Here is a 12,170-nt window from a genome sequence, read left to right as displayed (position 1 = left end):
TAGGGAGTAGGGGGTAGGGAGTGCGGATACCTACCGGCTTACGAAAAGATACCGGGAATTGGCAGCGATGCTTGTGCGGTCATCGTGGAATCGGCCCGCTCGCCGGCCTCGAACCGGAACAGCCCAGCGGCGGCGATCATGGCGGCGTTGTCAGTGGCCAGTCGTGGCATGGGCGCGAACACGGTGCCGCGCGGTGCGACCCGCTCGCGGATCGCCTCCTGCAGCGCCTGGTTGCACGCCACACCGCCGCCCAGCACCACCCGGGTGCGACGATAGCGACGCGCGGCGCGCGCCACCTTTTCGGCGAGTGTTTCGATCAGCGCATCCTGAAAGCCGCGCGCGATGCTGGCGCGTTGCTCGTCGAGTACACCCGCTTTCTCGGCGTCACGCACGGCGTACATCGCCGCGGTCTTCAGACCGCTGAACGAACAGTCGTAGTAATCGTCGTCGCCCGGCTCGGCCGACTTGCGCAGCATCGGTCGCGGGAAGCGATGTGGATGCTTGTGCACGGGCGAATCGGCGGTGCGCGCCAATTCTTCGAGCGGGCGACCACCCGGGTACGGCAGGCCGAGCAGCTTGGCGACTTTGTCGAATGCTTCACCGGCGGCGTCGTCGCGCGTCTGGCCGAGCAAACGATAGCGGCCCCAGGCTTCCACATCGAGCAGCAGTGTGTGCCCGCCACTCACCAGCAACGCCGTGAACGGCGGCTTGGCCTCGGGGTGTTCGAGCAGCGTCGCGAACAGATGCCCCTCGAGATGGTGCACCGGCACGACCGGTGTGTTGTGCGTGTAGCCCAATGCCTTGGCGTAGCTCGTGCCCACCAGCAGTGCTCCCACGAGTCCCGGCGCGTGCGTGACCGCGATCGCGTCGAGATCATCAAACGACACGTTGGCGTCGGACATCGCGGTGCGTACGGCGGGCACGATGCCGGTGAGATGCTGACGACTCGCGATCTCCGGCACCACGCCGCCGAACAGCCGATGCACGTCCTGCGAGAGAATCACCAGCGACTCGAGCCGCATGTCGGTTGGCGTACCGAACACCACGGCCGCGGACGTCTCATCGCACGACGTCTCGATGCCGAGCACGCGGCGCGGCGCGCTATCACAGGCGATACCAGACGCGATGTCAGACATGCACGGCATGCACGTACAGCCACAGCGCCACCGCGAGTACGATGGCGGAGAGCGCCCGCACGACGTTCGGCCACGCCACGCGACTGACCTGACTCACTACGGCTTGGGTTCGGCCAGCAACGACGAGAGCAGTCGCTGATTGCCTTCGGAGTTCCAGTCTTCCGCACCGATCATCTTCCTGCGGATCACACCGTCACGACCGATCACGAACGTTTCGGGAACGCCCGTGGTTCGGTAAATGCTCTGGATCGAACCGTCCGGATCGTGCAACATCTCGAAGGTCAGTTTGAACTCCTTCGCGAAATCGAGGATCTTCTGCTGCTCGCCTTCGTTGTCGACGCTCACGGCCACGACCTTCAGTCCCTTGGGTCCGAGCGCCTGATGCACGGCTTCGATGCTGGGCATCTCGGTGCGGCACGGAATGCACCACGTAGCCCAGATATTCAGCAGCACGACGTCGCCGCGATAATCGGTAAGCGTCTTCATGGCCGGCGTGGCCGTGAGCGTCTTCGCAGCAAAGCCCGGCGCGTCGGAGCCGATCGAAACGCTGGTGAGTTCGTCCTTCAGAAAGTGCGAGGCGGTGAATGCGCCGCCCACCAGCACGGCCACGATACCGAGCACCACGAGCCACTGTTGTTTGGCCGTCATACCTGCTCCACACAGAGACTGCGCAGTACTTCAATTTCCGCCTGCGGATTCGCCGCGCCGAAGATTGCGTTGCCGGCCACGAATGTGTCGGCGCCCGCTTCCCAGCAGCGATGAATCGTATCGCGCGAAATGCCGCCGTCGACTTCGAGCACGGCGTTGCTGTTGGCCTGATCGAGCAACAGGCGCGCGCGCGCGATCTTGTCGACAGAGTACTCGATGAACTGCTGCCCGCCGTAGCCCGGATTCACGCTCATGATGAGCACCAGGTCCACCATGTGCGCGACTTCCTCGATCACCGACAGCGGTGTGGCGGGATTGAGTGCGACGCCGGCCTTGCACCCCAGCGACTTGATACGCGAAATCTGCCGGTCAAGATGCGGGGCGGCTTCGGCGTGAATGGTGAGCACATCGGCGCCCGCCTTCACGTAGTCGTCGAAATAGTTCTCCGGCTCGACGACCATGAGATGCACGTCGATGACCTTGGAGCTGGAACGACGCGCCGCTTCGATCACCTTCACGCCGAACGACAGGCTCGGCACGAAGCGACCGTCCATCACGTCGACGTGAATCCAGTCGGCACCGCCGGCGTCGCACATGGCGATTTCCTGCCCAAGTTTGCGGAAATCGGCGCTGAGTACGGAGGGGGCAATGCGAACGGTCATGGAGCGGGATGACGCTGAGGGGTGAACAGCGTGTCAGCGGGGGAACGTCCATCGCTGATCACGAGTGAAACGGTGCCGCTCGATGCGAGCAAACTGCCGCCGGGCGGCGTCGTGGCGAGCACGATACCGGCTGGACTGCTGCTGGCACGGAACTGCACATCGCCCACGAGCAGCCCGGCTTCGAGCAGCTTGTCGCGGGCCGGGCCTTCTTCGAGCCCGACGACATCTGGGACTGGCAGCAGCACCTCTTCCTTGACGGCGCTGTCGCCCGTTTGTGCGGCTTGTGACGCACTGTCAGCCTGACGCTTCGACTCCACGTCGCGTTCCGCGGCCGTGGGCTCGGGGATCGTGCCGCGGGCGATGCTGTCCAGCACCGCCTGCACCGAGTCCACCGCGTTGGCGCGTCCCGGTTCGAGCGTGCGCACGGTGACCACGCCGCCGGCACCGCCGAGGATGAGACCCGCGAGGGCCGCCACGGCACCTCGAATGAGCCACGTGCGCGTTGTCTTCGACATCGGTCCGCGCGTTGTACGCGTACCGGGCTTCTTCGCCGAGGCCATTACAGCGCTCTCCGCAACCGCGCCGCAAAGGCGCCGTCGGTGCCGTGCTGCTGCGGCAATACGCGGAGGAGTCCGTTGTCCAACACCTCCTCCGGTACCGTGCCGGCCGGCGGTGGTTCCAACGTGAACTCCTTGTGCGTCGCCAGAAACGACTCGATCTGGTCGTCGTTCTCCTCGAGTTCGAGCGAGCAGGTGCTATACACCAGCAATCCGCCCGGCTTCACCATCGCGGCGGCCGCGAGCAGAATTTCGCGCTGCAGCGCCGGCAACACGGCGAAGTCGGACATGCGCAGCCGCCAGCGCGCGTCGGGGTGCCGGCGGAAGGTGCCGGTGCCGGTGCACGGCACATCGATCACCACCACATCGGCCTCGCCGATGGCGGGCTGGCGGGCGTCGCACACGATGGGGACAAGGTTTGTGGCGTCGAGTCGGCCAAAGCCGGTCAGCATGCGTTCCACGCGCGCCATCTTGGCGTCGGCCGCGAACACCAGCCGCGCGCGACGTGACAGCTCGAGCGCCTTGCCCCCCGGCGCCGCGCAGAGGTCGACCACGACGCCGCCTTCGGGCACAAAGGCGTAGGTGGCCACCAGCGTGGCGGCCGGATCCTGCACGAAGAACGCGCCCTGCTTGAATGCGCCAAGCTCGGTGAGCGCCACCCCCGGTCCGAGGCGGATAGAGTCGGGTACGAGCGGCACGTCGTGCGTGGTGACGCCGGCACCGGTGAGCATGCCGTCGAGTTGCACGCGATCCACGCCGTACGCTCGCACGGTGATCGACGAGGGCTCGTTATTCACCGCCAACAGCCGCTCGGTGTCTTCCATGCCCCAGCGATCAACCCACCGCGAAATCACCCAGCGCGGATGCGAATAGCGCTGCGCCAGCGCTTCCAGCGGTTCGTTCGGCACTGGCGGCTCGATCGTCTCGCGTTCGCGATCGATGCGACGCAGCACGGCGTTCACCAGTTTGCTGGCGCCGATGCCATGCCGACGCTTGGTGAGCTCGACCGTCTGTCCGATGGCAGCATAGGCCGGCACGCTGCCCATGCTGAGCAGCTGATAGGCGCCGAGCCGCAGCAGATCGGCCACATCGACATCGATTTTGGCGATACCGCCGCGCACGCGCTCGGCGAGAATCGCGTCGAGGCGATTGCGCGTGCGCAGCATGCCCCAGAGCAGCTCCTGCACCCAGCGACGATCGCGCGCATCGAGCGGAGCGACGTAGCGTTCGAAGGCGGCATCGAGCATGGCGCCATTGCGCAGGTCGGCCAGCACCATGGCCGCTGACGCACGCGACTCGGTGATGCCAAGCATGTTGTGTGGCTTCTTCTTCACGACGGCCATCATACGGTGTTCACGCGGTTTCTCACGCGGGCTCGAGCAGATCGCCCGCCGACACGCCACGGCCACGCGCCAACGAGGCGGCGGTCATGCGTGGCTTGCCGCTGGGTTGGACATCCATGAATCGCACGGCGCCTTCGCCGCAGCGGACCAGCAGCCCGTCGTCGGTTGCCGAGCGTACCGTGCCTGGCGGGCTCGCCAACGTGGGCTCGTCGAGTTCGTCGTTCGTACCGTCTCCGACCACGCGTACGCTGAACAGCTTGGTCTCCACGCCGCGCAGGCTGGCAAAGGCGCCCGGTCGCGGATCAAAGGCGCGCGTCACGCGCGACACGTGCTCGGCCGACCAGGTGAAATCCAGACGCGCCATATCGCGATCGATCTTCGACGCGTAGGTCGACTGCGCGTCGTCCTGCGCGATCGGCTGCACGATCTGCGCGTCGATCATGGCCAACGCCTGTACGATGGCCAGAGCACCGAGTTCGGAGAGTCGGTCGTGCAGCTCGCCGTACGTCTCGTCGGACTGGATGGGCGTGCGGAGCACGTGCAGCATGTCGCCGGCATCGAGCGCGGGCACCATCTGCATGATCGTGATGCCCGTTTCTGTGAGGCCTTCGAGAATCGCCGCCTGAATGGGCGCCGCGCCGCGCAGCGCGGGCAGGATGGACCCGTGAATGTTGAGCGTGCCGAGGGCGGGCAGGTCGATCGCGGCCTTGGGCAGGATACAGCCGTAGGCGACGACCACCGACACATCGGGCGCGAGGGCCCGCATGGCGTCGAGAAACTCATCCCCGCGCGGCTTCTCGGGCTGTAGCACGGGAATGCCTTCTTCGAGCGCGACACGTTTGACCGGCGACGGGTCGAGCTGCGTGCGCGACCGGCCGCGCGGCTTGTCGGGCTGCGTGACGACGCCGACCACGTCGTGTCCTTCGCCAATCAGCGCGCGGAGCGGCGGAACGGCGAAATCGGGAGTGCCCCAGAAGAGAATGCGCACGGGTGGGGCGGTCTCCGGTTATGTCTTCGAGTCGGATGTCGTGGCGTCGCGCTCTTTCGGCAGATCGCCGACGGGGAGCACGCGCAGGAGCTTCGGGTACTTCGCCTTCTGGTACTCCCACTCGCGCATCGCGGCGCGACGCTTGAGCAGGCTGAGTCGATCGGTGAACAACCGGCCGTGCAGGTGGTCGATTTCGTGCTGCAGGCATCGTCCCAGCAGTTCGGTGCCCTCCACTTCGTACCAGACGCCGTCGATGTCCTGCGCCCGCACGATCACGCGCGAGAACCGGTCTACGTCGGCGTACACTTCGGGAATCGAGAGACAGCCTTCCTCGCCGCGCACCGAGCCTTCCTTCAGGATGATCTCGGGGTTGATGACGACCAGCCGCTCGTCGTCCACCTCGACCACCGCCAGCCGTTCACGACGCCCGACTTGTGGCGCCGCGAGACCGACACCCTTGGCCTTGTCCATCGTGTCGAACATGTCGTCAGCCAGCCGCCGCAACTCCGGCGTGAACTGCTCGACGCGTTCTGTGTCCTGGCGGAGTATCGGCGAACCCAGGACGTGAATATCGAGCAACGACACGGATACCTCAGGCCGCCGGGGTGGAGGAGCCGACGCGCGAAATGCGGCCACGCTCGACGACCACCTTCGACTCACCCGTCTTGATCGTGATGCGGTCTTCCATGCTCACCGCACCATCTTTGTTCACCGGATTGATGTGCACGACTTCGCCCACGAGTCCGCCGGCGGTGACGATCTCATCACCCTTCTTGAGCGTCTGCACGAGCTCGTTGTGCGCCTTCCGTTGCCGCTGCTGCGGGCGGATGAGCACGAAGTAGAAGATCGCGAAGATCGCACCATACATGAAAATCATGGAAGCGATCTGACTGCTGCCACCCAACTGCAGGGCGGCGAAGCTGGCAAGGACGGAGAAGCTCATGAAGGCGTCGATCGTGAGTGATAGCGGGCGAGCCAGTCACGGCTCCAGCCCTGGAACGTGCCGGCCTGAACAGCGGCGCGTGCGTCGCGCATCAGCGCAACAAGGAAATGTACATTGTGGAGGCTCAGGAGGCGCAGTCCGAGGATCTCTTCCGACACGAACAGGTGCCGGATATAGGCCTTGGAGAAGCGGCTGCAGGCCGCGCAGGTGCACTCGTCGTCCAGCGGCCCCGGGTCGAGGCGCCAGGCGGCGTTCTTGATGCTCCGGCGGCCCGTCGTCGTGAAAAAGGCACCCGTCCGCCCCATCCGCGTGGGGGCGACGCAGTCGAACAGGTCGACCCCGCGGGCCACCCCTTCTACCAGATCCTCCGGGAAGCCGACGCCCATGAGATACCGGGGCCGATCGGTCGGGAGCGCCTCGTTGACCACGTCGAGCATGGCGTACATGTCGGGCTTGGCTTCGCCCACCGACAGGCCGCCGATGCCGAGTCCGACCCAGTCGGCGGCGTTCCGGATGGCCGTCGCCGATTCCCGCCGCAGGTCGGCGTGGATGCCGCCCTGCACAATGGGAAAGAGGGCCTGCACCGGCGTCGGGGCCTCGGCGTCTTCCCGCAGCAGCCGCTCGAATTCCACCCGGCACCGCTCCAGCCACCGGATGCTGCGCTCCATCGCGACGCGGGCCAGTCCCGCCTCCGTTTGGCCCGGCACGACGTGATCGAACTGCATGATCACGTCGGCGCCCAGGTTGCGCTCGATGCGCATGACGGATTCCGGCGTGAACTGCTGCAGCGACCCATCCAGGTGGCTGCGGAACTCGACGCCCTGTTCGTTGATCGTGCGCAGCCCTTCCAGCGAAAACACCTGGAAGCCACCGGAATCGGTGAGTATCGGGCCGTCCCAATGCATGAAGCGATGCAAGCCGCCCATGGTGCGGATCATCTCGTCGCCGGGCCGGAGGCGCAGGTGATACGCGTTGGCCAGGATCATGGTCGCGCCAAGGCGCTGCAGATCCTCGGGGTCGAGCGCCTTGACCGACGCCAGCGTGCCGACCGGCATGAACTGCGGCGTGTTCATCATGCCGTGCGGCGTCGTGAACACGCCGGCGCGGGCCTGGCCGTCGGTGGCGGTGAGTTCGAAAGAGAAGGGGGCGGTCACTAAGGGGCTTCGCGGGAGGTCGGGGGCATCGTTGGCTCTGCTGAACCGATCACACAGGGGAAAAGAGAAAAAGAGAAAAGGAGTTCTCTTTTTCTCCTTTTCTCCTTGTCTCTGTGTGATCAGTTCTTGAACTCTAAATAACGCACATCGCGTCGCCGTACGAATAGAACCGGTACTTGTCGGCCACGGCGGTGCGGTACGCCTGCATCGTAAGGTCGTAACCCGCGAAGGCGGCCACGAGCATGATGAGCGTGGATTTCGGTAGGTGGAAGTTCGTGACCAGCCGGTCGATGCCGCGAATCGTTGCGGGCGGACGAATAAAAATATTGGTCTCGCCGCTGAACGGATGAATCACGCCGTGCACATCGGTAGCGGTTTCGAGCGTGCGGACACTGGTGGTGCCGATCGCCCACACGTGATTGCCACGCGCCCGCACGGCGTTCAACTGGTGCGCCGTATCGCTGGTGACTTCGCACCATTCCTCGTGCATCACGTGCTGTGACGGATCCTCGTCGCTCACCGGGCGAAACGTGCCGGCGCCGACATGCAACAGCACATTCGCCATCTCGACGCCGCGCGCGCGCAGCGCGTCGAGCAGGTCGGGGGTGAAATGCAGACCTGCCGTGGGAGCCGCGACCGACCCGACCGTTTCGGCGTACACCGTTTGGTAGCGGGCGATGTCGCCCGACTCGTCGGCGCGCTCGATGTACGGTGGCAGGGGGACATGTCCGTACTTCTCGATCGTACCGGCCACATCACCGTTGGTGTGCAGGCGCACAATGCGCGTGCGACGCGGCGTCGTGTCCACGATTTCGACGCGGAAGTCGGGAGCGATCGTGACCACGCGACCCGGACGCAGCTTGCCGCCCGGATGAATCATCGCTTCGTAGTGATCATCGTTGACCGGGCGGAGCAGCAGGATCTCCGCCGGTCCGCCGCTTTCCCGATGCCCAAGTAGTCGCGCCCGGAACACCTTGGTCGTGTTCACCACGATGGCGTCGCCTGACGGAATCAAGTCGGCGATATCGCGGAACGTGCGATGGGCAATACTGCCGTCTCGCCGGTCGACCACAAGCAAACGGCTCGCATCGCGCGGCTCGACGGGACGCTGCGCGATGCGCTCCTCAGGGAGCTCGTAGTCATAATCGGACGTGCGGGTTCCCTGATGGGGAATCGCGTCGACGGAGTCAGGCATTGCGGTCATGGAAGCGCAGAAAGACAATCGAATCGGCGCCTCAGCGCAACAGTCCGGACCGTTTTGGTGCGTCAGCGTATCCTGAATTCCGTATTACGAGCCGTTTTCTTCTGATTGGCGAGGTCGGTGACTTCGACGCGCAAGCGGTAGCCGCCGGTTGGCGCCTGCGTCATGTCGAGCGAGAGGTACTCCACCAGTACCGGCAGCGCGCCGCCTTGCCGGTCGAATGAGATCGTGAAGCGATCGCGGGATTGCTGCGCGCGACCCACCGCCCGACCGAGATTGTCGAGCACGCGCAGTGTGAATCCGGCCACGCCGTCGCGATCCGCGCGCTCCACGGTGATCGCCACGCGGTACTTCGTCTGTCCCTCCTTCGGCACGAGATCGTACATCTCCCAGAGCAAACCGAGCGAACTGCCGCGCGCGTAACTGCCGGCGCTCGGTGTGATGGCGATGTCGCGCCACCGTGACGGCGTGACGACACCACTGTGGAGTTCCGGTTTATTGCCGAGCAGCACGTCGCTCATGCCGAAGCCGACGTTCGTGGAAGGGTCGAGGCGCGTCATCGCGCGCGCGCCGCGCTTGCTGTCGGCCTGCAGCGCTTCGACGCGCACCACGTTGATGCCGGGCCCCACCCGACGCGTCCATGTGCGGTCGAGCGGCGCGTTGCTGCTGTCGCGCGCGAAGGTCACTTGGTCGGACTCCAAGCCGCGGATCTTCACGAATTGGTCGAAGATGCGTAGATCGATATCGACCGGAACGCGATCGAGCGTGTTGGCGCGCACCAGCGAATCGATCGGCACGCTGGCTGCGATCACGGCGTCGCTGGAATCCGCACCCGACCGGAAGCGCACAATGCGAATCGGAATGGTATCGAGCAATCGCGTGACGGGCACGTTGGCGAAGGACACCGGCGCGGCGTCGCGAAGTGCAGCGATGTAGTTGCGATCAAACAACGACACGCGTCCAGTGGCGAATCCGGGCTGGAGGTCAAAGAAAAACGTGAGCTTGGCATCGTAGTCCCATACCAACGTGACGCCACCATCGAGGCGCGTGCGGCTGTCGGTGGTGCTCCCCGGAATCGTCATCTCGAAATCGGGTGGACCGTACCGCACATAGACATCGCCACGATCGGTATCGGCACCACGCAGCTCCATTTCGTCGATCGTCCAGCGGAAATCGGCGAACACGACCCGCGCGAGGAACTCGAGACGGAACTCATTCTCCTGCGTGAGCGCCAACGGATCGCTCATCATCCAAAACATCGATTCCAGGCCTTGACGCTGCAGCGCGGGCAGCTTGGCCCAGCTGGCCGAGTCGCCGATCTGTCCGTTCTGCTCCTTGGACGCGCGCGGTCGCAAAATGCGCGACAGGTTCTTGAGACGGTTCGCCTCCCCCTCGTCCATCAGCACGAAGGCGCTGTCGAACGCGTGCGTCGCGTCCTTCTCGTTCGCGAGGCGATGATACGCGAGGCCGAGCGCCAGCTGCGCCTGGAAATCGAGTGGAAACTGACCCGCGCGACGGGAGGCCACCGCGGCCAGATCCTGCCACTTCTTCCGCTCCGCGTACGCCATGTACAGATGACGGCTGTAGCGGAGATTGCTGGAATCGGCCGCGACGGCGCGCGAAAAATAGTCGAGCGCGGCCGCATGATCGTTGTCGCCCGTGGGCGGTTGGATCTTGGTGGCGATCGAATTCACGTAGTCGCGCGCGTTTTTGCGATTCCAGTAGTTGTTGTTCTCCAGCTGCACCTTCGACATGCCGCTGGGCAGCCCACGGTTCGCCAACGCATCATAGCTGCGCCACGCAGCCATACCGGCCATATCGGCCGCCTCGGCGAGCAACAGCTTCTCCCCAGATCGCTCAGCCGCCGACATGCCATCGCGCGCCTGCGCGCTCGACGCGAAGCGCATGGTAGACACACCCGACTGAATGTTGAAGCGGCTGAGACTCAGCCAGTAGCGCGCGCTGTCCGGCGCGAGTTTGGTGGCCAGACGAAGCGCCGTGTCGGCCGCGATCAGCATGCGGATCTTCTTCTGATCCTTCATGAAATTCGGGTCGCGTGCGCTACGAGCTTGATTCCACTGGAGCAAGCCAAGCTGATGCCATGCCGCCGCATCACGCTTGTCGCGACGGACCGCCGAATCGAGTAGCGCGACCGCCCGTGCGGTGTCCCCGTTTGCCGCCAACGAGTCGGCGATCCGCGCGATGGATGGCCGGACTGGCTGCGGCGCCATCGGTTGCGCGGCGAGAGGCGAACCGACCGCCAGATATGCCGCGAGTGTTACGGGCAGGAGCAATACGTGTGCGAGCCGCGAGGCGCGCACCGAGGTGCCAAACATTGTGATCATTTTTACCGAGAGCTTAGAACAGGGTGGGTTGCTCGAATGCGCCAATGGGCGGCACGTAGCCAAGATGGCGATAGGCATGCGCCGTGGCAACGCGTCCGCGCGGAGTCCGCTGAAGAAATCCGTGCTGAACCAGGAACGGTTCATAGACCTCTTCAATTGTCCCGGGATCCTCGCCGATCGCTGCCGCAATCGTACCGAGCCCAACCGGACCGCCGTCGAACTTCTCGATGATCGACTTCAGCAGGCGCGCATCCATGTCGTCGAGTCCGAAATGGTCGACGTTGTTCAACTCGAGCGCCGCCTGCGCCACCTCGAGCGTGATGCGCCCGTCGGCGCACACCTGCGCGTAATCGCGCACGCGTCGCAGGAGCCGATTGGCCACCCGCGGCGTGCCACGGGAGCGCTTGGCAATTTCAAGGGCGCCCAGCGGGTCCATCTCCACCTTCAAGACTTCGCCGGTACGGCGCACGATCACTTCGAGTTCGTCCACCGGATAGAAGCCCAGCTGCTGCACGATGCCGAAGCGCGCACGCAGCGGCGCCGTGAGCATGCCCAGTCGCGTCGTGGCGCCGACCAGCGTGAACTTCTCGATGTTCATCGTGACCGTCTGCGCCTTCGGGCCATCGGATAGCCGGATGTCGATCCGGTAGTCCTCCATCGCCGGATAGAGAAACTCCTCGATGATCGGCCGCATGCGGTGGATCTCGTCGATGAACAGCACATCGCCCTCACGCAAATTGGTGAGGGGGCCGACGAGATCGGCCGGCTTCTCGAGCGCGGGACCGGAGGTCGTGGTGAGGTTGACCCCAAGCTCGCGGGCCATCAGATCGGCCAGCGTGGTCTTCCCGAGCCCTGGCGGTCCGAAGAAGAGGGTGTGGTCGAGCGGTTCCTTGCGCGCGCGGGCCGCGGCGATGGCGATGCCGAGGCTGTCCTTGACCTTCTTCTGGCCGATGAACTCGACGAGGCGCTGGGGGCGAAGGGACAATTCGACGACGCTTTCGTCGGCGAGGGCTTCCGGCGTGGTGATTTCGGCGCGGCTCATGAGACGGAATATACCGTGCCGTCTGGGCACGAGCCGACGACTGGGGGGTACTTTCAGGGACGGCGGTAGCGCTCCAGCTTCCGCTTCCTACAGCGTTCTCGCTCGGATTGCGTAAATTTCCGGGAGTGACCCGCGACGTCGTCGCGTCGGC

At 65.0% G+C, this 12,170-nt stretch carries 12 protein-coding genes; all 12 read right to left on the bottom strand.

Translation table 11 applies throughout. From position 1 onward, the window contains the following. Positions 1-38: 38 nt before the first annotated feature. Positions 39-1,136, bottom strand: a complete 1,098-nt coding sequence (gene tsaD, locus RMP10_RS14100) for a tRNA (adenosine(37)-N6)-threonylcarbamoyltransferase complex transferase subunit TsaD (RefSeq protein ID WP_310570854.1) — start codon at positions 1,134-1,136, stop codon at positions 39-41. A 96-nt stretch (positions 1,137-1,232) separates the two neighbouring features. Further along, positions 1,233-1,784: a TlpA disulfide reductase family protein gene (locus RMP10_RS14095; protein WP_310570853.1), complete on the bottom strand. Its 552-nt coding sequence runs from the start codon at positions 1,782-1,784 to the stop codon at positions 1,233-1,235. Continuing rightward, complete coding sequence (gene rpe / locus RMP10_RS14090) at positions 1,781-2,446, bottom strand: ribulose-phosphate 3-epimerase (protein WP_310570852.1); 666 nt, start codon at positions 2,444-2,446, stop codon at positions 1,781-1,783. The genes RMP10_RS14095 and rpe overlap by 4 nt, the downstream gene beginning before the upstream one ends. After that, entirely contained in the window at positions 2,443-3,006 is a 564-nt protein-coding gene (locus tag RMP10_RS14085; RefSeq protein WP_310570851.1) for a PASTA domain-containing protein, read from the bottom strand. Before RMP10_RS14085 ends, rpe begins: the two co-directional genes overlap by 4 nt. Next, positions 3,006-4,349, bottom strand: coding sequence for a 16S rRNA (cytosine(967)-C(5))-methyltransferase RsmB (gene rsmB, locus RMP10_RS14080; RefSeq protein WP_310570850.1), 1,344 nt, complete (start codon positions 4,347-4,349; stop codon positions 3,006-3,008). The genes RMP10_RS14085 and rsmB overlap by 1 nt, the downstream gene beginning before the upstream one ends. Before the next feature lie 19 nt (positions 4,350-4,368). Continuing rightward, a complete protein-coding gene (gene fmt / locus RMP10_RS14075; protein ID WP_309670578.1) occupies positions 4,369-5,334 on the bottom strand; it encodes a methionyl-tRNA formyltransferase in 966 nt (321 codons plus the stop codon). Between the two features lie 18 nt (positions 5,335-5,352). Then, positions 5,353-5,919 carry a peptide deformylase gene (gene def / locus RMP10_RS14070; protein ID WP_310570849.1) on the bottom strand — a complete coding sequence of 189 codons (567 nt, stop codon included), beginning with the start codon at positions 5,917-5,919 and terminating at the stop codon, positions 5,353-5,355. A gap of 7 nt (positions 5,920-5,926) precedes the next feature. Further along, on the bottom strand, positions 5,927-6,277 hold the full coding sequence (gene yajC, locus RMP10_RS14065; RefSeq protein WP_310570848.1) for a preprotein translocase subunit YajC: 351 nt from the start codon (positions 6,275-6,277) through the stop codon (positions 5,927-5,929). Beyond that, the gene (gene tgt, locus RMP10_RS14060; protein WP_310570847.1) at positions 6,274-7,431 is read right to left on the bottom strand and encodes a tRNA guanosine(34) transglycosylase Tgt; all 1,158 of its coding nucleotides are present in this window, start codon (positions 7,429-7,431) and stop codon (positions 6,274-6,276) included. The genes yajC and tgt overlap by 4 nt, the downstream gene beginning before the upstream one ends. Positions 7,432-7,564: 133 nt before the next feature. After that, complete coding sequence (queA, locus tag RMP10_RS14055; RefSeq protein ID WP_310570846.1) at positions 7,565-8,626, bottom strand: tRNA preQ1(34) S-adenosylmethionine ribosyltransferase-isomerase QueA; 1,062 nt, start codon at positions 8,624-8,626, stop codon at positions 7,565-7,567. A gap of 71 nt (positions 8,627-8,697) precedes the next feature. Continuing rightward, positions 8,698-10,977, bottom strand: coding sequence for a GWxTD domain-containing protein (locus RMP10_RS14050; RefSeq protein ID WP_310570845.1), 2,280 nt, complete (start codon positions 10,975-10,977; stop codon positions 8,698-8,700). A gap of 13 nt (positions 10,978-10,990) precedes the next feature. Further along, entirely contained in the window at positions 10,991-12,019 is a 1,029-nt protein-coding gene (gene ruvB / locus RMP10_RS14045; RefSeq protein WP_309670584.1) for a Holliday junction branch migration DNA helicase RuvB, read from the bottom strand. Positions 12,020-12,170: the final 151 nt, after the last annotated feature.

Origin of the sequence: Gemmatimonas sp., from assembly GCF_031426495.1 — a bacterium.
In the GTDB taxonomy this organism is placed as follows: Bacteria; Gemmatimonadota; Gemmatimonadetes; order Gemmatimonadales; family Gemmatimonadaceae; genus Gemmatimonas.
This window is presented reverse-complemented; position numbering and strand designations above follow the sequence as displayed.

Coding starts and splice junctions, on each gene's coding strand:
- ruvB (WP_309670584.1), bottom strand. CDS start 12,019: ATGAGCCGCGCCGAAATCACCACGCCGGAAGCCCTCGCCGACGAAAGC.
- tsaD (WP_310570854.1), bottom strand. CDS start 1,136: ATGTCTGACATCGCGTCTGGTATCGCCTGTGATAGCGCGCCGCGCCGC.
- queA (WP_310570846.1), bottom strand. CDS start 8,626: ATGCCTGACTCCGTCGACGCGATTCCCCATCAGGGAACCCGCACGTCC.
- RMP10_RS14050 (WP_310570845.1), bottom strand. CDS start 10,977: ATGATCACAATGTTTGGCACCTCGGTGCGCGCCTCGCGGCTCGCACAC.
- RMP10_RS14085 (WP_310570851.1), bottom strand. CDS start 3,006: ATGGCCTCGGCGAAGAAGCCCGGTACGCGTACAACGCGCGGACCGATG.
- yajC (WP_310570848.1), bottom strand. CDS start 6,277: ATGAGCTTCTCCGTCCTTGCCAGCTTCGCCGCCCTGCAGTTGGGTGGC.
- rpe (WP_310570852.1), bottom strand. CDS start 2,446: ATGACCGTTCGCATTGCCCCCTCCGTACTCAGCGCCGATTTCCGCAAA.
- rsmB (WP_310570850.1), bottom strand. CDS start 4,349: ATGATGGCCGTCGTGAAGAAGAAGCCACACAACATGCTTGGCATCACC.
- RMP10_RS14095 (WP_310570853.1), bottom strand. CDS start 1,784: ATGACGGCCAAACAACAGTGGCTCGTGGTGCTCGGTATCGTGGCCGTG.